20 protein-coding genes are annotated in these 19,459 nt (G+C 64.5%); 13 read left to right on the forward strand and 7 right to left on the reverse strand.

From position 1 onward, the window contains the following. Positions 1 to 34: 34 nt before the first annotated feature. Positions 35 to 559 carry a VOC family protein gene (locus tag ACNQVK_RS29270; protein ID WP_409550370.1) on the forward strand — a complete coding sequence of 175 codons (525 nt, stop codon included), beginning with the start codon at positions 35 to 37 and terminating at the stop codon, positions 557 to 559. Positions 560 to 672: 113 nt separating this feature from the next. Here the strand turns inward: ACNQVK_RS29270 and ACNQVK_RS29275 are convergent, their stop codons facing one another. Together ACNQVK_RS29275 and ACNQVK_RS29280 are read right to left on the reverse strand one after the other, a co-directional pair. Next, positions 673 to 1,212, reverse strand: a complete 540-nt coding sequence (locus ACNQVK_RS29275; protein WP_418032320.1) for a flavin reductase family protein — start codon at positions 1,210 to 1,212, stop codon at positions 673 to 675. Continuing rightward, positions 1,209 to 1,913, reverse strand: coding sequence for a zinc-binding dehydrogenase (locus ACNQVK_RS29280; RefSeq protein ID WP_418034408.1), 705 nt, complete (start codon positions 1,911 to 1,913; stop codon positions 1,209 to 1,211). The genes ACNQVK_RS29275 and ACNQVK_RS29280 overlap by 4 nt, the downstream gene beginning before the upstream one ends. Positions 1,914 to 2,254: 341 nt before the next feature. Here ACNQVK_RS29280 and ACNQVK_RS29285 point away from each other — a divergent pair, with 341 nt between their 5' ends. Next, entirely contained in the window at positions 2,255 to 3,658 is a 1,404-nt protein-coding gene (locus ACNQVK_RS29285; protein ID WP_065204061.1) for an IS1380 family transposase, read from the forward strand. Positions 3,659 to 3,765: 107 nt separating this feature from the next. Here the strand turns inward: ACNQVK_RS29285 and ACNQVK_RS29290 are convergent, their stop codons facing one another. Continuing rightward, positions 3,766 to 4,233, reverse strand: a complete 468-nt coding sequence (locus tag ACNQVK_RS29290; protein WP_418032321.1) for a hypothetical protein — start codon at positions 4,231 to 4,233, stop codon at positions 3,766 to 3,768. Between the two features lie 213 nt (positions 4,234 to 4,446). Here ACNQVK_RS29290 and ACNQVK_RS29295 point away from each other — a divergent pair, with 213 nt between their 5' ends. From ACNQVK_RS29295 to ACNQVK_RS29325, 7 genes are all read left to right on the forward strand, one after another. Further along, positions 4,447 to 5,643, forward strand: a complete 1,197-nt coding sequence (locus tag ACNQVK_RS29295) for an acyl-CoA dehydrogenase family protein (protein WP_418032322.1) — start codon at positions 4,447 to 4,449, stop codon at positions 5,641 to 5,643. Continuing rightward, positions 5,636 to 6,817 (forward strand): acyl-CoA dehydrogenase family protein, encoded by a 1,182-nt coding sequence (locus tag ACNQVK_RS29300; protein WP_418032323.1) that lies wholly within the window; start codon positions 5,636 to 5,638, stop codon positions 6,815 to 6,817. Before ACNQVK_RS29295 ends, ACNQVK_RS29300 begins: the two co-directional genes overlap by 8 nt. 89 nt (positions 6,818 to 6,906) lie before the next feature. Then, positions 6,907 to 8,055 (forward strand): acyl-CoA dehydrogenase family protein, encoded by a 1,149-nt coding sequence (locus tag ACNQVK_RS29305; RefSeq protein WP_418032324.1) that lies wholly within the window; start codon positions 6,907 to 6,909, stop codon positions 8,053 to 8,055. Positions 8,056 to 8,083: 28 nt separating this feature from the next. Then, a complete protein-coding gene (locus ACNQVK_RS29310) occupies positions 8,084 to 8,839 on the forward strand; it encodes a 3-hydroxyacyl-CoA dehydrogenase (protein ID WP_418032325.1) in 756 nt (251 codons plus the stop codon). A 46-nt stretch (positions 8,840 to 8,885) separates the two neighbouring features. Beyond that, positions 8,886 to 10,100, forward strand: a complete 1,215-nt coding sequence (locus ACNQVK_RS29315; RefSeq protein WP_418032326.1) for an acyl-CoA dehydrogenase family protein — start codon at positions 8,886 to 8,888, stop codon at positions 10,098 to 10,100. Next, positions 10,097 to 11,110 (forward strand): phosphotransferase family protein, encoded by a 1,014-nt coding sequence (locus tag ACNQVK_RS29320; RefSeq protein ID WP_418032327.1) that lies wholly within the window; start codon positions 10,097 to 10,099, stop codon positions 11,108 to 11,110. The genes ACNQVK_RS29315 and ACNQVK_RS29320 overlap by 4 nt, the downstream gene beginning before the upstream one ends. A 60-nt stretch (positions 11,111 to 11,170) precedes the next feature. Next, positions 11,171 to 11,914 carry a glucose 1-dehydrogenase gene (locus tag ACNQVK_RS29325; protein WP_418032328.1) on the forward strand — a complete coding sequence of 248 codons (744 nt, stop codon included), beginning with the start codon at positions 11,171 to 11,173 and terminating at the stop codon, positions 11,912 to 11,914. A gap of 82 nt (positions 11,915 to 11,996) precedes the next feature. Here ACNQVK_RS29325 and ACNQVK_RS29330 read toward each other — a convergent pair whose 3' ends face one another. From ACNQVK_RS29330 to ACNQVK_RS29340, 3 genes are read right to left on the reverse strand one after another with little or no spacing between them, the layout of a single operon-like run. Further along, the gene (locus tag ACNQVK_RS29330; protein ID WP_418032329.1) at positions 11,997 to 12,938 is read right to left on the reverse strand and encodes an SDR family NAD(P)-dependent oxidoreductase; all 942 of its coding nucleotides are present in this window, start codon (positions 12,936 to 12,938) and stop codon (positions 11,997 to 11,999) included. 54 nt (positions 12,939 to 12,992) lie between these two features. Then, a complete protein-coding gene (locus ACNQVK_RS29335) occupies positions 12,993 to 13,379 on the reverse strand; it encodes a putative quinol monooxygenase (RefSeq protein WP_418032330.1) in 387 nt (128 codons plus the stop codon). 56 nt (positions 13,380 to 13,435) lie between these two features. Beyond that, positions 13,436 to 13,954, reverse strand: a complete 519-nt coding sequence (locus ACNQVK_RS29340) for a hypothetical protein (protein WP_418032331.1) — start codon at positions 13,952 to 13,954, stop codon at positions 13,436 to 13,438. A gap of 471 nt (positions 13,955 to 14,425) precedes the next feature. Here ACNQVK_RS29340 and ACNQVK_RS29345 point away from each other — a divergent pair, with 471 nt between their 5' ends. The 4 genes from ACNQVK_RS29345 (at position 14,426) to ACNQVK_RS29360 (ending at position 18,307) form a co-directional block, all read left to right on the forward strand. After that, a complete protein-coding gene (locus ACNQVK_RS29345) occupies positions 14,426 to 15,418 on the forward strand; it encodes an acryloyl-CoA reductase (RefSeq protein ID WP_418032332.1) in 993 nt (330 codons plus the stop codon). A 135-nt stretch (positions 15,419 to 15,553) separates the two neighbouring features. After that, positions 15,554 to 16,069 (forward strand): hypothetical protein, encoded by a 516-nt coding sequence (locus ACNQVK_RS29350; RefSeq protein WP_409550361.1) that lies wholly within the window; start codon positions 15,554 to 15,556, stop codon positions 16,067 to 16,069. Positions 16,070 to 16,176: 107 nt separating this feature from the next. Further along, positions 16,177 to 17,250, forward strand: coding sequence for a hypothetical protein (locus tag ACNQVK_RS29355; protein ID WP_418032333.1), 1,074 nt, complete (start codon positions 16,177 to 16,179; stop codon positions 17,248 to 17,250). Between the two features lie 67 nt (positions 17,251 to 17,317). Beyond that, a complete protein-coding gene (locus tag ACNQVK_RS29360) occupies positions 17,318 to 18,307 on the forward strand; it encodes an alpha/beta hydrolase (protein WP_418032334.1) in 990 nt (329 codons plus the stop codon). Positions 18,308 to 18,371: 64 nt separating this feature from the next. On the opposite strand, the gene ACNQVK_RS29365 is transcribed toward ACNQVK_RS29360, so the two are convergent. Next, positions 18,372 to 19,424: an alcohol dehydrogenase catalytic domain-containing protein gene (locus tag ACNQVK_RS29365; protein WP_418032335.1), complete on the reverse strand. Its 1,053-nt coding sequence runs from the start codon at positions 19,422 to 19,424 to the stop codon at positions 18,372 to 18,374. Positions 19,425 to 19,459: the final 35 nt, after the last annotated feature.

Consider the following 19,459-nt stretch of genomic DNA (forward strand, 5'->3'; position numbering starts at 1 on the left):
GCTCACTAGCACGAATTTGGAGAGGTTAAGGCAAATGATCAAGATCGAGAGGGTTGCGCACGTCGTCATCAAAGTCCGCAACATGGAGAGGTCCCTCGACTTCTATACCCGGGTTCTCGGCCTGAAGGTGATGGGGTCCATCGACCCGATGGTGAAATTCCTTTCCACCGGACGCGATCACCATGAGCTGGGCATCGCCGAAGTCGGCGCCGAAGCGCCGGACAGCACGTTCTTTCAGGTCGGCATGGAGCACTTCGCCTTCAAACTCAGCAGCGAGGACGACCTTCGCGAGGCGTACGACACCCTGCTGAGCGAGGATGTCAAGATCGCGTACACCATCAACCACGGCGTCGCGAAGAGCGTCTACTTCTACGATCCCGACGGCAATCAGCTGGAAGTGTACGTCGACAACACCCCGGAGGAAGTCGCGAGCTTCCAGAACCCCTACGGCGGCATGGACAAACTGCCGTTCGCCCTGGACAAGCCGTCGTTGATGGACAACATCATCCAGGCCCAGGCCGAGATGGCGGCCGCTGCTGAAGCGGGCGGAAAGTCCTGATCGATTGCACCACAACAGAACTGGCCCGACGCTTCTGCGCCGGGCCAGTTTCGCATTTGCGGTTAGACGGCTACGGGATGAAACCGCCGGTCTCCCGGCCCGAGCGCGGTGCACTATTCCTCGTGGCCGACGAAGTCAGCTACGTCGCCGCCGAAGGCGATGCCGGCGAGCCGGCGGAACTTGCTGCCATGGAAGACAAGTGGGGCGGCACCTGGCTTGGCCTGCAAACCGTGGATCTCCAGTAGCGCGACCTCGTGATCCCCGGCCGGAAGTTCGCCGTACACCGAGCACTCCAGCCAGGCGGTGGCCCCGTGCACGAACACCGAGCCCTCGGAGGTGCTGCCCCAAGCGATCCCGGCGAAGCGGTCGGGTGACTTGCGTGCCAGGCTCATGCAGATCTCATCCTGGCCCTGTGCCAGCACGCTGATTCCCAATCGCGGCAATTCGCGTAGCCGCTGCCAAGTGCCCGACGACGATTGGAAGCACAGTGAGACCAGCGCCGGTTCCAACGACACCGAGGTGAACGAACTGGCCGCCATACCCATCGGCCCACCGTCGACCATGGCGCACACTGCCGTCACGCCGGACGGAAAGCACCCGAATGCCTGGCGGAGCAGGGTGGGGTCGGCCGTGTTGGATTCGAATTCGATCATCGCCGGACAACCTCCACACTCGAATGGCTCACAGATTCCGAACGCAGCGGTTCGTCTGAGACCTGCACCATCAGCTTTCCGTCATGGTCTCCGGTGAAGAGCCGGTTCATCGCCTGCGGCGCGGCATCGAGGCCGTGGATGACGTGATCTTTCCAGCGCAGCTGTCCCGAGCCGATCCACTCGGCCAGGTCGGAGTACGCGTCCCGGGCGCGGGAAAAGTGGTCCAGAACAACGAAACCCTGAATTGTCAGACGTTGCATGAGGACTCGGCCGAAGTCCTCAGGACCTGCCATCGGTCCATCCGAGTTGTACGACGAGATGAGACCGCACAGCACCATCCGGCCGTTGACGTTCATCCGCGAGTAGACGGCGTCCATGATGTGCCCACCCACGTTCTCGAAGTCCATGTCCACGCCGTCCGGGCACAGCCGATCGAGCGCCTCTCCCACGTCCTCGGCCTTGTAGTCGATAGCACCATCGAAACCCAACCCCTCGACGATCCACCGACATTTCTCCGCGCCACCCGCAATACCGACCACCCGACAACCTCTGATCTTCGCGATCTGTCCGACTATCGACCCGACCGCGCCGGCGGCCGCCGAAACGACGAGCGTCTCACCAGGTTTAGCCTTGATCCACCGATGAATGGGCTGGTTGTTGGGGTGTCGGAATGAGGAAAGTGCCCTCTGAGCTGGAAAGATTGGTGTTCTCTACGCAACAATCCGACCAGCACAAGAAAGGCACTTCCAGTGCGAGTGTCCCACACGTTCGGTCCCGACTCCGCGGTGTTCGACGAGGACAACCTCGTGTCGTGCGCCGGGCTGGTCCCGGTGATGGCCCTGGCCGAGCAAGCTGGCCTGACACGGTTGTTGGACAACACAATTCACATCAGGTCGTCTCGGGTCAAGTCCGGGGCGGCTAACCCTCGATCCACCGATGAATCGCCTGTTCGGAGGGTGTTGATGTAAGGAAAGTGCCCTTTGAGCTGGGATGATTGGAGTTACCACACTTCGATCAGCCCACGTTCAGAAAGGCGCTTCCGGTGCAAGTGTCCCATAGGTTCGCCGTGTCGTCGGCGGTCTTCGATGATGCACATCTCGTGTCGTGCGCCGGGCTGGTGCCGGTGATGACCCTGGCCGACCAGACCGGTCTGTCGCAGCTATTGGCCGACAAGATCCGGTTCACCTGTGAGCGGATCCGTTCGGCCGCGGCCCATCCGTCACCGAAGCTGACCACGCTGATCGCCGGGATGTGCGCCGGCGCGGACAGCATTGATGACCTAGACGTTGTGCGCTCGGGTGGGATGAAGACCCTCTTCGGTGGTGTGTACGCCCCGTCGACGATCGGAACCTTATTGCGGGAGTTCACCTTCGGGCATGCCCGCCAGCTCGAATCTGTCCTGCGCGAACACCTGGCCGCGCTGTGCGGGCGTGTCGATCTGTTGCCCGGCGCCGACGGACGGGCGTTCATCGACATCGACTCACTACTACGCCCGGTCTACGGGCACGCCAAGCAGGGCGCCAGCTACGGACACACCAAGATCGCCGGCAGGCAGATCCTGCGCAAAGGCCTCTCACCGTTGATCACCACGATCAGCACCGACCACGGTGCGCCGGTGATCGCCGGGGCGAGGTTGCGGGCGGGCAAGGCCAACTCCGGCAAGGGCGCAGCCCGCATGATCGCTCAAGCGGCCGCTACCGCCCGTGCTGCCGGGGTCACCGGGCAGATCCTGGTGCGTGGCGATTCGGCCTACGGCAATAGCACCGTGGTCACCGCCTGCCACCGAGCAGGTGTCCGGTTCTCGCTGGTGCTGACCAAGACCGCAGCAGTTGCCGCCGCCATTGACGCAATTCCCGAGACCGCGTGGACCCCGGTGAACTATCCCGGTGCTGTGCGTGACCCCGACACCGGCGCCTGGATCTCCGATGCCGAAGTCGCCGAAACCACCTACACAGCCTTCGGTTCCACCAAGACTCCGGTGACCGCCCGGTTGGTCGTGCGCCGGGTCAAAGACGCGCGGTTCCTCGATGCGCTGTTTCCGGTGTGGCGGTACCACCCGTTCTTCACCAATTCCGACGAACCCGTCGACGCCGCTGACATCACTCATCGCCGCCACGCCATCATCGAAACCGTGTTCGCCGACCTCATCGACGGACCTTTGGCGCACATGCCCTCGGGGCGGTTCGGCGCGAACTCGGCCTGGATCCTGTGCGCCGCGATCGCCCACAACCTGCTGCGCGCCGTCGGCGTCCTGGCCGGAGGTGCCCACGCGGTCGCCCGCGGGGCGACACTGCGCCGCAAGATAATCACTATCCCGGCCCGCCTGGCCCGTCCGCAACGCCAACCTATCCTGCACCTACCAGCGCACTGGCCCTGGACAGAGCACTGGCTCACGTTGTGGCGCAACACCATCGGCTACAGCCCACCAGAAATCGCCACCACCTGACCATATGCCGAAAGGCCCGACCGGAGCGCACAGGAACAGCTGGACAGACCAGCAGATACCCCCTGCCCGCGACCAGGACCAGCCCTCAACAGCCCAGCGAGGCACACCTACCCCAATTCATCAGTGGATCGAGGTTTAGGTCGGCATATGTCCAGAAAGCCGGTATAGGCAGTCAGTCCGGTGGTGCCCAGGACGGACAGCGACGCGGTCAACGGAATGTTCTCACGGCGTCGGATGCGTGTGGCCGCCGAGGCCTCGCACGTCGAAAACCGCTGCCAGCCACCCTCACCGAGGAGGACGGTGTCTCCTGACTGAAACCGCGACGACGCGCTCTCCTCCACGACACCGACAGTGATTCCGCGTACCACCTCGCCGACACCGACCGGCGGGAGGTACTGATCGCGACCGCTGAGCCACACTCGGTTGGTGGGATCTATCGACAGATAGATGTTCTTCACGCGAATTTGGTCAGGCTCCAGCGGCATGACAGGCGTTTCGACCAGCTCAAGGTCTGAGCCCCGAACCTCACGCTCGGGTCTGCGTTTGAGCACCCATCCCTGATTCGTACGCGACATGTATGCCCCCATCCACCTTGATGACCGTCGTTGCCGCAGAACCGATCGGCGAACTCGGCCATGCCCCAACGACGTTGATATTTCGCAATTGACACCGCACAGGGCATCACTTACCGTCAGCGTAGTAGATCGTTCTATCTACGGCTAGGGCCGAATTTTTCAGGCTGCACATGCGGTCGTGCGGCAAGCGTGACTTGATCACTGGAGTAGACGTTGAGCATTGATGCCGAATCCGCGCGGGTAGCCGACGCCGCGCACCGCATCGTCCGGGAGCACGATCCCACCGCGGTTCCCATGACAGAGTTCCTAGGGGCCTGCTACGACGCCGGCCTGTCGTGGGTGCATTTCCCGGAGGGTCTCGGTGGCCTCGGGCTCTCGCGCGGATACCAGGGTGTGGCGGATGCGATCTTCCGGAAGGCCGGCGCACCCTCCCCGTACGACCTGAACATCATCGGCTACGGCATGGCGGCGCCGACCCTCGTCGAGTACGCCCAGACCGACGAACTCAAGCGCCAATGGATGCGGCCGTTGGCCACCACCGAGGACATCTGGTGCCAGCTCTTCTCCGAGCCGGGCGCCGGGTCGGACCTGGCCGGGCTGGCCACCTCCGCGGTCCGGGATGGTGACGACTGGATCGTCAACGGACAGAAGGTGTGGACCACGTTGGCGCACTGCGCCAATTGGGGGATCCTGCTGGCCCGCACCGATCCGGATGTTCCGAAACACAAGGGCCTGACCTACTTCGTCGTCGACATGCGCGATCCAGGCGTCGAGGTCCGCCCGCTGCGCCAGATGACCGGCCAGGCGGAGTTCAACGAGGTCTACCTCAACGACGTCCGGGTTCCCGACAGGCACCGCATCGGCGCAGTGGGTGCCGGCTGGGGCGTGGCGATGACGACACTGATGAACGAGCGCAGCTCGATCGGTGCGGCCGGAGTCCGCCGTGGAGCCGGCACGATCGGCGACGCAGTCGCCCTATGGGCCCAGCGCCCTGACCGCCACAGCCCCGTCCGGCGGGACCGCCTCGCCCAACTCTGGCTCCGCGCAGAGGCGCAGCGGCTCACCTCGGAGCGGGCTCGGGCCACCGCGACCGTGAGCGGTCCCGGCCCCGAGGGGTCGATCGACAAATTGGTCGGCGCCGAGCTCAACCAGCACGTCTACGAGTTCTGCATGGACTTCCTCGGCCCCGAGGGCACCCTCTACGGCGACTACACCATGCGCGAGGTCACCGCCGAGGACGCGAACGCCGGAGGACCGGTCCAACAACGCTTCCTGCGTTCACGCGCCAACACCATCGAAGGCGGTACCTCTGAGGTGCTGCGCAACATTCTCGGCGAAAGGATCCTGGGACTTCCCGGCGATCTTCGCGCTGACTCCGGACGACCCTGGCGTGAGGTGCCCCGTGGCTGACACTGATCAAATTCCGACCGAGCAATTCGCGTTCACACCGGAACAGCAGGAGCTACGCACAGCAGTGCGTGGCTTCTGCGCCGAGTACTCCGACGAGGCCACCGTCCGGCAGCTGATGGAGTCCAAACCCGCGTTTGACCAAAAGGCTTGGACCCGGCTCGGTTCCGAGCTGGGAGTCCTCGGTCTCGGCGTCCCGGAGGAACTCGACGGCTCGGGCGGTGGCCTGGTCGACGCCGCGATCGTGGTGGAAGAGCTGGGCGCCGCGCTGTTCTGCGGGCCGGTGTTCGGCACCCTCGCCTTGTCGATCCCCGCACTCGTCGCCGCCCCGGATAGCGCAGTGCGGACCGCGACCCTGGGCCCGCTTGTAGCGGGGACCCGTACTGCGGCGTTCGCCGTCCCCGAACAGGCCGGACGTTTCGCCGCCGAGGCCGTGGCCGTGCAGGCCACCGGCTCAGGCGAAACGTGGGCACTGTCCGGTACAGCCGAGCGCATCGTCGACGCCGATTCTGCGGACACCCTGCTTGTGACGGCGACGGGACCCGATGGGGTGGCACTGTTCGTCGTGGATGCGACCGATCCCGGTGTGCAACGAAACGTCCTGTCCACCATGGACCTGACCCGGCCGCAGGCCACCGTCAAGTTCGTCGACGCCCCCGCCGCACTGCTCGCCGGCCCGGATCAGGCGCCCCAGATTTGTCAGCACGCGCTGCACGTCGGTTCCGTGCTGCTGGCCGCCGAACAGGTCGGCGGGGCACAGCATCTGCTCGACCTGAGCGTCTCGTACGCCAAGGAACGCCTGCAGTTCGGCCGGCCCATCGGCTCGTTCCAGGCGGTCAAGCACCGCATCGCCGACATGCTCGTGGAACAGGAGCATTCCCGGTCGGCCGCCTATCACGGCGCGTGGGCGCTGCAGGACAACAGTGACGACCCGACGTTGGCCGCATCGATCGCACAGGCAACCTGCTCGGCCGCCTTCACCCGCATCGCCACCGACACCGTTCAGGTCCACGGCGGCATCGGCTTCACCTGGGAGCACCAGGCGCACCTGTACTTCAAGCGCGCCTTCACCGATGCGGCATTGCTGGGCAGTGCCGAGGAGCACCGCGACCGGATCGCCGAGTACGTGCTCGACGCTGTCACAAGCGATTACGCAGTCACCGTCGCGACCGGATAAGACCCGAGGACCGCGGGGCGGTGATGGCTCCCTCTCCGCGGTCCTCGACACCACAGAAGCGCAACTCCCTCACCTCGAATCGGAGAACCATGCCCGTCGACCGTATGTTGCCCAGCGATGACGCTCGCGACCTCATTGACCTGGCCCGCACCGTCGCCGACAAGGTGCTGGATCCAGTCGTCGACCAGGCCGAGAAGGATCGCACCTATCCGGACGCGGCCTTCCGCACCCTGGGCGAGTCCGGACTGCTGACGCTGCCCCAACCCACTCAGTGGGGCGGCGGCGGCCAGCCCTACGAGGTGTACCTGCAGGTCCTCGAAGAAATCTCGGCACGCTGGGCGGCAGTCGGTTGCGCCCTCAGCGTGCACAACCTGTCGTGCCACGCCCTGGTCGAGTTCGGCAGCGATCAACAACGCGACAAGTGGCTACCAAGAATGCTGGACGGCAGCTCAATTGGCGCCTACAGCCTGTCGGAACCCCAAGCGGGATCCGACGCCGCAGCCCTGGCCTGCAAGGCCACCGCAGTCGAGGGCGGCTACCACATCAACGGGACAAAAGCCTGGATCACCCACGGCAACATCGCAGACTTCTACACGCTGTTCGCCCGTACGGGAGCCGGGTCCAAGGGCATCAGCTGCTTCCTGGTACCCGCCGACACCGAAGGCCTGTCCTTCGGCAATCCCGAGGACAAGATGGGCCTACATGCGGTGCCCACCACTTCCGCGTTCTACGACAACGCGTTCATCCCCGCGGAACGCCGCATCAGCGATGAAGGGGCCGGCCTGCGCATCGCTTTCAGTGCCCTGGACAGCGGCCGAATCGGGATTGCCGCCGTAGCAACAGGAATCGCACAGGCCGCGCTCGATGAAGCGGTGCGCTACGCAAACGAACGAACCGCCTTCGGACGCCGCATCATCGACCATCAGGGGCTCGGGTTCATCCTGGCCGACATGGCGGCAGCCGTCGACTCGGCGCGGGCCACCTACCTGGAAGCCGCACGGCGCCGCGACGCCGGACTGCCCTGTTCCCGCCATGCTTCCGTCGCGAAACTGATCTGCACCGACGCGGCGATGAAGGTCACCACCGACGCTGTCCAGGTATTCGGCGGCGCCGGCTACACCCGCGACTATCGCGTCGAGCGCTACATGCGCGAGGCGAAGATCACCCAGATCTTCGAGGGCACCAACCAGATTCAACGACTGGTGATCAGCCGCGCCCTTGCCGAGCAGACCGGCTGACAACACCACGACGAAGGGATTATTGGACATGGAGATCAAGGACGCGGTAGCCGTCGTCACCGGTGGTGCTTCGGGCTTGGGCCTGGCCACCACCAAGCGACTGCTCGATGCCGGTGCCCAGGTGGTCGTGATCGACCTCAAGGGTGAAGAGGTCGTGGCCGAGCTGGGTGATCGTGCCAGGTTCGTCGCCACCGACGTCACCGACGAGGCGGGCGTGACCGAGGCACTCGATGTCGCCGAATCGCTGGGCCCGGTGCGGATCAACGTCAACTGCGCGGGCATCGGCAACGCGATCAAGACGCTGAGCAAAAACGGTGCGTTCCCGCTCGAGGGGTTCCGCAAGGTGGTCGAGGTCAACCTGATCGGTACGTTCAACGTGATCCGGCTGGCCGCTGAGCGCATCGCCAAGACCGAACCCCTGGCCAACGAGGAGCGCGGCGTCATCATCAACACCGCCTCGGTCGCGGCGTTCGACGGGCAGATCGGGCAGGCCGCCTACTCGGCGTCCAAGGGCGGTGTGGTCGGTATGACCCTGCCCATCGCGCGGGATCTGTCGCGTGAGCTGATCCGCGTGTGCACCATCGCGCCGGGGTTGTTCAAGACCCCGCTGCTGGGTTCGCTGCCCGAGGAGGCGCAGAAGTCGCTGGGCCAGCAGGTGCCGCACCCGGCCCGGCTGGGCGATCCCGATGAGTACGGCGCTCTGGCCGTGCACATCATCGAAAACCCGATGCTCAACGGCGAGGTCATCCGCCTCGACGGTGCTATCCGCATGTCCCCCAGGTAACCACGCAACATCTGAGCTTGCGGTTGTTCACCACCGGAATGGAGCCATGGACTTCGAACCGAGCGCACGCGCCGGCGAGTACCTCGAACGCGTGAACGCGTTCATCGACGGGCGGGTGGCCCCCGCAGAGGCACGCTACGAGCAGCAGCGACGCGGCCTCGCCGCGGCGGGTACACCTCACGAGGTGCCCGGGGTCATCGAGGAACTCAAGGCCGAGGCACGCGCCCGCGGGCTATGGAATCTGTTCCTGCCACGGTCTGCCGAGCCGGATCACGGCCTGGGTTTGCTCGACTACGCGCCCTTGGCCGAGCGCACCGGATGGTATCCGCAGCTGGCCCCGGAGGCGATGAACTGTTCGGCACCCGACACCGGCAACATGGAGCTGCTGGACCGATTTGCCACCGCGGAACAGCGCGATCGGTGGCTGATTCCACTGCTACACGGTGAGATTCGTAGCGCTTTCGCCATGACCGAACCTGACGTGGCAAGTAGCGATGCCGGCAACATCGGTACCACGGTGCGGTTCGAGGGTGACGAGATCGTGGTCAACGGCCGCAAGTGGTGGACCACCGGAGCCTTGGATCCCCGAACGGCGTTCTATGTCGTCATGGGAATCAGCGACCCTGGAGCCGACCGTGCCCGGCGGCATTCGTTCGTCATCGTTCCCGTTGGCACCCCGGGGGTCTCAGTGGTACGCGATCTGAGCTACTACGGGTTCACTGATCAAAACGGGCACGGCGAAGTCAGCTTCGCCGACGTTCGGGTCCCCCGTACGAGCCTCGTAGGTACTGCCGGAGCGGGGTTCGCCATGGCTCAGGCACGACTCGGGCCGGGCCGGGTCCACCACTGCATGCGCGCGATCGGGATGGCCGAACGGGGTTTATCCCTGATGAAGCACAGGGCCGCCGAACGTGTGACGTTTGGACGGTCGCTGGCCAGCCAGGGTGTGATCCGCGAGTGGATCGCGAACGCGCGCATCACCATCGAGCAGTTGCGACTGTTGGTCCTCAAGACGGCGTGGCTCATCGACCAGCACGGAGCGCACGCGGCGCGCACCGAAATCGCGGCGATCAAGGTAGCGGTACCACGAGGGGTGTGCCGGATCCTCGACGACGCGGTGCAGATCTTCGGCGGAGCCGGGGTCAGCGCAGACACGCCATTGGCGTCACTATGGGCGGCCGCGCGGACCATGCGTATTGCCGACGGCCCTGACGAGGTGCATCTCCGGTCCATCGCCCACGCCGAAATGGAAAGCACGTGAGCGGACAGGCCACCTCCGCGGACCACATCGGGATAACCGCTGCCGCGGTCGAGCGATGGTTCGTGACGACGGTGCGGGATGCGAAACCACCTCTGTCGTTCGAGTTGCTCGCCGGCGGACGCTCGAATCTGACCTACCGGGTCACCGATCGGACAGGGTATTCCTGGGTGCTACGCCGTCCGCCGGTGGGGCAGCTGCGGTCGGGTGCCCACAGCATGGAGCGCGAATGGCGAATCCTCACCGCCTTGCAGTCGAGCGCCGTGCCGGTTCCACCGACGGTAGCGTTCTGCACGGACACCGAGGTGACCGGTGCCGACTTCTACGTCATGGATCATGTCGACGGAATCGTCATCGACAGTGCGGAAAGCGCTTCTGCGCTTACGCATTCGGCTCGACACCGACTCGGCAGCGATATCGTGGCCACCCTGGCGGACCTGCACGGTATCGATCCTGGCGTGGTCAGCAGGCGGCGCGATGTCCCGACCCGCTCCTATATCGGCAGACAACTGAACTTGTGGATAAACCAGGTCGGAAACCCACCACGGGAAATCGTCGAGGTTCACCACATCCTCGAAGAGGCGGAGCCACCACAGCGGTGGAGCAGCATCATCCACGGCGACTTTCGGATCGGGAACATGCTCGTGACCCCGACCGGCGCGATCAAGGCGGTCTTGGACTGGGAGCTCTGGACCGTCGGCGACCCGTTGGCCGACCTCGGTTGGCTCGCGGCCTGGTGGGCTCTGGACGAAGACGACGGCTGGGCACCGAGGCGGGCCGCGAGTTTCCCGACAGTGTCAGAGCTGGCTGCCCGCTACCAACAGCTGACCGGTCGCGATACCTCCACTCTCCCTTACTACGTCAGCTTTGCGCTGTGGCGGCTCGCGTGCATCGCGGAGGGCATCTACGAGCGCTACGCGGCGGGAGTGATGGGGCGCCCGTCGACTCCCCTTGATGTGCTGGCGGCTCGGCCCCGCGAGTTGGCTTCCGCCGCGCGAGCGGCAATTGGCTGAAGCCGCGCGACACGACTGCTTCCCGTTGAAAATCCATCACTGTCAAGGAGGAGAGTTCTGATGGCGAATCTAGAGGGCAAGGTTGCGCTCGTTACCGGATCGTCGCGCGGTATCGGTGCGGCAACCGCAGAACGACTGGCTGCCGACGGGGCGGCCGTCGTGGTGAATTATGTTGCGTCAGAAGATAAAGCGGCGGGTATTGTCGATCGCATTCGGCGGGCAGGCGGGAAAGCGATCGCGATTCAGGCCGACATCGGTGACTGGTCGCAGGCGCAGATGCTCGTCGAGAAGACGGTGAAGGAGCTCGGACGCCTCGATATCCTGGTCAACAACGCTGTACAGGAGGTGGGCAGAGAGCCCATCGAGGACGTCACCGAAGAATTCACCCGCAAACAGTTCGCGGTCAACATCCTAGGGCCGATCGCTGCAATCCAGGCCGCTGCTGCAGCGCTCCCCGACGGCGGCCGCATCATCAACATGAGCTCGTGCGTGACGGTCCATCCAGTTCCGTGGAGCACCGTCTACTCGGCGACCAAGGCTGGGCTTGAGGCCGCGACCAGGTCGCTTGCCGCCGAACTCGGGCCACGGAACATCACCGTCAACGCGATCGGGGTGGGCTTCACCAAAACGGACCTGATCGGCACGAACACCAAAGAACAGGACGATGCGCTGATCGCGCGGACACCGCTGGGCCGCATCGGACAACCGGCCGATATCGCTGATGCGGTCTCACTCCTGGCATCGCCTGATGCGCGGTGGATCACCGGGCAACTGGTGCTGGCGACCGGCGGAATCGTGCCCTGATCTCTGAACGGCAAAGACCTCGCGACGGAAACACGCGAGGTCTTTGCCGTTCGGCGTCGCCGATCAACTCCGCGGCGAGAGGCTATTTCCGCCAGTCCGACTTGAGATCTCCCTGCCAGTCCGATGCCAGATCTGCGTTGAAGCGTGCCATGTCGTACGCGGCGTCGGGCACGATCTCTGCATCGCTCATGTCACGACTTTCGTCAAACCGCTCAGCCACGAACTCGGAGGTCAGATTGGCACTCTCGATACCCTTGTTGCCGTATATGCCGTAACGGCTGAACCGGCCGCCGCCGATACGGAACAGCTCACCGGAGGCGTCGCATTCTCGACTACAGAGAAACGCAACACCCTCGGCTACCAGTTCCGGCGTGTGCGACCTGAACCAGTCCATCGCGCCGGGGTCGGCAGTGTCATCGACGCTGCGGGTATAGGCCTGGGGGAAAACAGTATTCACAAGAATACCGAGCGGCCGGCCTTCGATGGCTGCGGAGCCCGAGATGCCGATGATGCCGCCCTTTGCGGCGACATAGGCCAGCATTCCCTGTTGCCCCAGAACGGTATTCGACGATGTGTTGACGATGCGGCCGTATTTTTGCTCGCGCATGATCGGCCAGACCCGGCGCATGAGCATCAGCGAGCCGAGCAGATTGCTACGGATCACGCCTTCCAGATTCTCGTCGGCGTCCTCGTCGACGTTGTGAAATGGCCGGCTGCCACCCGCATTGTTCACGAGAATGTCAATGCGCCCATATGCTTTCGTCGCAGCCTCGACGATCGACTGCGCACTGTCACCCGTTCCGACGGCGGTCCCGTTCGCGACCGCCTCGCCGCCGGCGGCGACGATCTCGTCCACCACCGATTGCGCGACCTCACTGGTGCCGGGCGTCAGCGTGTCGAATCCACCGCCGTAGTCGTTCACCACCACTTTGGCACCGCGTTTGCCCAGAGCGAGCGCAGTTGCGCGGCCGATACCGCGCCCAGCGCCCGTGACAATCGCGACCTGTCCCTCAAAGCTCAGCATCTGTCGTCCTCACTAGCCGTTCCGATTCCCTTGTCACCCAGCGGCCGATCTCGACTACAAGCCGATGAACGGCGCATAGAACGGCGGGCGCGCCGCAGCCAGCGCCTTCCTCAGTTCCGGTGACACGTCGCCGAACACCTCGAGGTCCAGACCACCACCCAGCCCTGCCAGTTGACCGATCACGCCACCGGCATTCGCCAGGTGCGCGAGTACAGCCTCAGAACTGGCGTATTTCTCGAAGACCACGCACTTTGTCCGATCGTCGCTCAGAAACCAGTCGTACTGAAGCGCTCCGGCCTCGCCCCGCACCGAGACGACTGCCTTCTCCGCGAGTGCCTTGAACTCCTCCAACTTCTCGCTCGCGACAGTCGGAAATGTGGCTCTGAGTTGAACTTCGCCCACGTTGCTACCTCTCGTCGATCCTGCGGTCAGGGCGGTCACTACCCGCACTTTCACGCCCTGACCGCAGGTCAACGCAAGAGGCGAGAGCCGTGCGGCTAGTTGATGGTGATGCCCTTGCGCTCGGCCACCTCGTAGGCATCGTGTCGGTCGATCGTCGGAGCCACATCGCTCAGCTTCGTGACGCCGGGCACATCGGCGAAATCCGGACCGAGGTTCTCGGACATCATCGCCGCGAAGTTGGTGTCCATGTACATCCGCTCGCCGGAAATCAGCCTCTGCTCGGGATCGAAGGACATCACGACGATGTAGTTGCCGTTAACTCGCTCGCCCGAACGCGTGTTGAATGACACGTGCGCCTCGCGGACCAGTGTGTTGCTGTCAATGGCGTGCACTCGCATCTTGGCCGCCACATTGCGGGTCCGAGTGCCGGGCATGATTCGGCTGTAGGCCTCGCGGACGGCGTCGTAGCCGTCGAAGGCATAGCCCAAGGTCGGAAGCTCGTAGTGCGGGTTGTCGACCAAGGTGGCCATCGTCGCGTCGAGATCTTCTTCCAGCTCACCCTTTTCGTGTGCGAGCAGGACTTCTTCCATTTCGTTCTTGGTCATCTCGGTCATGGCCTACCGGGTCTCCTTTGATCCGTCACTGGGCTGAGATCAGATCCATCGCGGTATGAGCCGCTTCCCCGACCGTCGAGGTTCCGCTCGACAGCGTTCGTGCAGATCTATCGAAGCCGACTCTAGATAGATTGATCTACGCCAATGAGCCTAATCACAATCACATCTTGCAGTCAACGATTGTCACATTGAACCGGAACGTCACGCCTCCCCCGCCCCGGCCATCGCGCCACCCCGTTGACGAGGCTGCACCGCCGCCAGTACCCTCGCCAACTAGATCAATCTATCGCCTGGTTTGGCACGGTCCGACGCATCGCGCCTCCCCTTACGGGTCCACGGATGTGGATGGCCGGCCCACCGACGATCGATCCGGTCCCATTGCAGTAACCAGTGAAGAAAGTGCTTGCCCGAGACCACAGTCGCTGCGGCCTCCGCAGCCGTAGTCGCTGGGAGCCCATCTAGGAGGGTGTCATGTCCGAATCTTTCAACGCGTTCATCTTGAACAAGGGTGACGACGGCTTCAGCGCCGGCGTCGGCCAGCTCACGCTCGCCGACCTGCCTGAAGGCGATGTCACCGTGCGCGTGCAGTACTCCAGCGTCAACTTCAAGGACGGCCTGGCCTGCCTGCCGGAAAGCCCCGTCGTCTACACGTATCCGATGGTTCCGGGCATCGACCTCGCCGGCACCGTCGTCGAGTCGAGCAACCCGCGGTTCACCCCCGGACAGGAGGTGCTGGCGATCGGGCGCGACCTGGGCATTTCCCAGTTCGGCGGGTACGCCGAATATGCCCGGCTTTCCAGCGACTGGGTCGAGCCGCTGCCCGCGGGTCTCACACTCAAGGAAGCCATGGCACTGGGCACGGCCGGGTTCACCGCCGGTCTGTCGATCCAGCGACTGGAGGACAACGGGCTGAAGCCGGGCGACGGACCAGTTCTGGTCACCGGCGCCACCGGCGGCGTGGGCAGCGTTGCAGTGAACATGCTTGCCGGCCTTGGCTACGAGGTCGCCGCCAGCACCGGCAAGGCGTCCGAGCACGAGTATCTCCAGAGCCTGGGCGCCACCAAGATCCTCAGCCGCGAGGACGTCTCCGGTGCGAGCGACAACCCGCTGGAGGCTGAGTTGTGGTCCGGCGCAGTGGATCCGGTGGGCGCCGACACCACGGCCTACCTGCTGCGCACCACCCGATACGGCGGCTCCGTCGCCACCTGCGGGCTGACCGGCGGCTTCGCGATCGGCACCACCGTGATGCCGTTCATCATCCGCGGCGTCAACCTGCTCGGCATCGACTCTGTGCAGTGCCCGGCCGAGCTCCGCGCCAAGGTCTGGAAGCGGCTGGGCGCCGACCTCAAGCCGAAAAACCTGGCAGAGAGCATCTCTCACGAGATCGGCCTGGAAGAGATCCCCGCCGTGACGGGCAGCATCCTCGGCGGCGGCGTCAAGGGACGCACCATCGTCCGGCTCTAGGCAATGGCCGAGTAGCCGGCAGCAGCACCCGGTGGCCACCACGCCCAGATACGTGGTGGCCACCGATTTCATCATTTTGACTCAATCTGACATAGCTACATGTCAGACTGTACGCTCAGCCCAGAGAGGAAGACCATGGCAACAACGCTCACGCTGGACCAGATGGAAGAACTCCTCGCCATTCATGAGATGGCGGAGTTCAACCTCGACATCGACGGGACTATGGCGACCCTCGTCGAGAACCCCATCTACGAGTTCCCAGCACTCAATTGGCACGTCGAAGGCCGGCAGGCAGTCAGAGAAACGTACGTGCGCCTCCTCCATGGTGGCGACGTACGCAACTTCTGGGCGGAGAAGCGCACCCACGCGATCACCGCCGCCGGCAGCCTCATTCGCGAAGCACACGTGTTCTTCGACGACGAAAACGGCGTCCGGACCACCGGCAGCTACAACGTCGTGATGGACTTCGAGGGAGACAAGATCAAGGCCGAGCGGATGTACATGGACACCGGCTTCGCCAGGACGGTCGCCCAGTTCTTCGGCCCCGATTTCGGTGAGATTCCCGGCGTTTCCCCGTTGACCGCGAAGTTCCCGCCGCCTGTACCCCGACTGGACCGCGCGGCCGCGCACGCGGCTGATTCCAATCACTGATCGCGCGAAGGACTCCGTAGGGCCCGCCATGGGTGCGTGGCGGGCCCTACGGCACTACCGGCAATCAGCGCGCACCCGAGGTATTGCATGAGGATCGAGGTCGGCTCATGCGCGAATGGATAGTCAAGCTCTCCACGATCGACGGCGGTGCGGCGGACGCGCTCCGGGTGATCGAACACTTCGACACCCTGGTCGACGAGCAGTGTTCGGCTCTGGCCATGCTGAGGGCAGCCGCTTCGCTGGCCGATTGCCCCGTGGGACTGGAAGATCCGGAACGCGGCCTGCGGGTTGGTGTTGACGCCGCCGGGCGTGCGGTCAACGACGTCGACCACGACACGGCCTCACGTCAAACCCAGCGATTCGAAGAGATCACGGTCTGGCTGGACCGGGACGGACCCGCTTGGCCGCTGGACCATCTGGTCCTCGAACGGTTCGCCCGCAGCCTGCACGCGGTCAGAAGAGCCCCCGACGACTCCCCGACCGTGGCAGCAACGCGCGCGGCCTGCGACCCCGACACGTCCCCTGCGGACCGCGACAACGCGCTGTATCAACTGCGGCTGGGATCAACAGTCACAGTAGTGGCGACCCATCTGGTCGACGCTCGGCGCATGCCCCGAGGACTGGTCATCGACGAGCACCAAATTCGGCTCCTCCCAGAGCCGTTGACGCAGAACAGAATTCCTCTCGATATCGCCGCCGGACTTCATATCTGCGCCAGTGTCGACATTCACCGAGAGTGGCAGCACGCGGTCACCGCATTGCGGATCTCCGTCGACCTCGCCAGTGGCAATCCCACTCACGTGCGCTATGGCGAGCTCGGCAGCATCGCCACCGTCGCCGAGAACGTCGATGCTGAAACCGCCGAACAATCCCCCGACGTTCGCCGGATGGTCGAGCTGCAATCTGAACGTCCATGGGTCGTACCCACCCTCGAAGCATTGCTGAGTCGCACCAGCCTCCGTGAGACCGCCCGCTTGCAGAATCTGCACCATTCCACGCTCCGCCAGCGCATCGCCTGGCTGGAACGCCGGCTCGGGTACAACCCGCTCACCGGCAGTGGAAGCGCCCGCGCCAGCATCACACTGACCCTCTGGCGTATAGCGATGGCCGCGGAACGAACGCGCACATCTAGTCTCTTCGGTCCGCCCGCTACCGCCGTTTGTCGGCAATCAGCGCAGTAATCCTGCCCTATTGACGGCTGTGCCGCGCGAAGCAGAGCTTGTTCACTGAATACCGAAGGAGGTTTTCATGACACAGACCGATGATGCATTCGGCCCGGCACCGATACGACCGCCCTACGATCCCGAACTGATCCCTGGACTCAACGCGATTCGGGCCTCGGTACCCTCGCTCCGCGAGGAGACCCTGGAGAAGGTACGAGAACTGACGACCGCAACCGTGCCCGGTCGCGACCCGCTCGATATGACCCAGGGCGGACGAGTCCGGGTAGAGGAGCTGACTGTCCCGACCGCCGAGGCCGACCTCCCGCTCGTCATACTCAGCCCGGCCGAGGGAGACGGTCGATGGCCGTTGATCTACTACCTTCACGGTGGCGGAATGGTCGCGGGTGGACGCCACCTGGGTCTGGACGACCACATATCTCACGTGGCGGAGGGAAGAGCGGTCATCGCATCGATCGAATACCGACGCGCGCCCGAACACCCCGACCCCGCGCCGATCACGGACTGCTATGACGGGCTTCGCTGGTGTGCCGAGAATGCCGAGCAGCTGCGAATCGACCCGTCGCACATCATCGTCACCGGCACCAGCGCCGGCGGTGGACTCGCTGCAGGCATCACGCTCATGGCGCGCGACGAAGGCTTCCCGCAATTGAGTCACCAGGTTCTGGTCTGCCCGATGCTCGACGACCGATTCGAAACCCACAGCTCGCGCATGCTCGACGACGACGGAACCTGGGACCGCAACGGCAACCTGTACGGCTGGACCGCATTGCTCGGCGAACGACGGGGCACTGAGGACGTTTCGTACTATGCGGCTCCGGCGCGGGCCAAGGACTTGTCCGGGCTGCCACGTACTTTCATCGATGTGGGATCCGCCGAGGGGTTTCGCGACGAAGCCGTCGACTACGCGATGAAGCTGAGTGAAGCCGGGGTGAGTGTGGACCTCCACATGTGGGGCGGCGGCTTCCACGGGTTCGAGAACATCGCGCAGGCAGCCGTGTCCCAAGCCTCATCCGCAACCCGCGCCGAGTTCGTCAAGCGCGCGCTCGAACGCTGACGCGCCGATCAGACGGATGGCACTCCCACCGGAGTGTCATCCGTCTGACTCCATCGCAATGGCGTCAATCGGCCTTGATGAGGATCTTCGCGCCGGTGCCATTGCGGAGGGCGTGCAGGGCGTCGACAACGCCCGTCAGCGGTATTTCCTCCACCCAGCCGGTGGTGTCGTAGACACCGTCCGCCATCGCAGCGATGACGGCGTCGAACTCCTCAGGCTGGTAACCGACCGCACCGACAATCTCTGTCTCCCCCATCGAGAGCGTCGTCGGCTGAAATTGCATCGGGTGCTCGTGCAGCGCAGCGACCACGACGCGGCCACCGGCGGCCAGACCGGTCAATGCCGAAGTGATGGCGGCACCGGCACCGGCAGCATCGACAGCGACGTCCACGCCTGCGCCGCCCGTGAACTCGGCGATCACAGCGGCAAGATCGTCGTTCACCGGATCGACGACCGTCGCACCCAGCGCCGCAATGATGGCGCGGCGCTCCGCACTCGGCTCGGAGACCAGAACCTTCTCTACTCCGCGCGCCTTGAACGCGAACCAGGCGCCGATACCGATCGGCCCCGCGCCCGCGACGAGCGCCGTTCCACCGGTCTGAACACCGCTGCGCGCGACGGCATGCCAGCCGACCGCCATCGGTTCGACGAGCGCACCCATACGCAGATCCACGCTCTCAGGAAGTAGGTGCAGCGCCGACGCGGGGACGGTGGTGAACTCGGACAGACCGCCCCCGGGTGCATTCGCGCCGATCGAGCCCATCATCCTGCAGGAGAAGCGCAAACCCCTACGGCAGGCCGCGCATTCACCGCACGACGCGACCAGCGGATAGACGGCGGCGCGGTCGCCGACCTTCACGCCCGTCACACCCTCCCCCACCTCGACCACGGTGCCGGCAAACTCGTGGCCCAAGGTCTGGGGTACGCAGGCGCCCGTAAGCGGATGCGGCTCGTGGAGGTCGAACGGTAGCGCTTCGGGGAAGAAGTAGAAGTGCAGATCTGAGCCGCAGATGCCCGAATACGCATTGCGCAATTTCACTTGCCCCGGACCAGGAGTCGGTTCCTCCACCTCCTCGACACGGAGGTCTTCCTTGCCATAAAACTGCGCGGCCTTCATTTCTTTCTGTCCTTTCTCATGAGGCTGGCTCCCTC

Origin of the sequence: Mycobacterium sp. 134 (assembly GCF_048282715.1) — a bacterium.
Lineage (GTDB): Bacteria > Actinomycetota > Actinomycetes > Mycobacteriales > Mycobacteriaceae > Mycobacterium > Mycobacterium septicum.

Coding starts and splice junctions, on each gene's coding strand:
- ACNQVK_RS29315 (WP_418032326.1), top strand. CDS start 8,886: ATGGACTTCGAACCGAGCGCACGCGCCGGCGAGTACCTCGAACGCGTG.
- ACNQVK_RS29270 (WP_409550370.1), top strand. CDS start 35: ATGATCAAGATCGAGAGGGTTGCGCACGTCGTCATCAAAGTCCGCAAC.
- ACNQVK_RS29355 (WP_418032333.1), top strand. CDS start 16,177: ATGCGCGAATGGATAGTCAAGCTCTCCACGATCGACGGCGGTGCGGCG.
- ACNQVK_RS29325 (WP_418032328.1), top strand. CDS start 11,171: ATGGCGAATCTAGAGGGCAAGGTTGCGCTCGTTACCGGATCGTCGCGC.
- ACNQVK_RS29345 (WP_418032332.1), top strand. CDS start 14,426: ATGTCCGAATCTTTCAACGCGTTCATCTTGAACAAGGGTGACGACGGC.
- ACNQVK_RS29350 (WP_409550361.1), top strand. CDS start 15,554: ATGGCAACAACGCTCACGCTGGACCAGATGGAAGAACTCCTCGCCATT.
- ACNQVK_RS29310 (WP_418032325.1), top strand. CDS start 8,084: ATGGAGATCAAGGACGCGGTAGCCGTCGTCACCGGTGGTGCTTCGGGC.
- ACNQVK_RS29305 (WP_418032324.1), top strand. CDS start 6,907: ATGCCCGTCGACCGTATGTTGCCCAGCGATGACGCTCGCGACCTCATT.
- ACNQVK_RS29330 (WP_418032329.1), bottom strand. CDS start 12,938: ATGCTGAGCTTTGAGGGACAGGTCGCGATTGTCACGGGCGCTGGGCGC.
- ACNQVK_RS29360 (WP_418032334.1), top strand. CDS start 17,318: ATGACACAGACCGATGATGCATTCGGCCCGGCACCGATACGACCGCCC.
- ACNQVK_RS29290 (WP_418032321.1), bottom strand. CDS start 4,233: ATGTCGCGTACGAATCAGGGATGGGTGCTCAAACGCAGACCCGAGCGT.
- ACNQVK_RS29275 (WP_418032320.1), bottom strand. CDS start 1,212: ATGATCGAATTCGAATCCAACACGGCCGACCCCACCCTGCTCCGCCAG.
- ACNQVK_RS29340 (WP_418032331.1), bottom strand. CDS start 13,954: ATGACCGAGATGACCAAGAACGAAATGGAAGAAGTCCTGCTCGCACAC.
- ACNQVK_RS29365 (WP_418032335.1), bottom strand. CDS start 19,424: ATGAAGGCCGCGCAGTTTTATGGCAAGGAAGACCTCCGTGTCGAGGAG.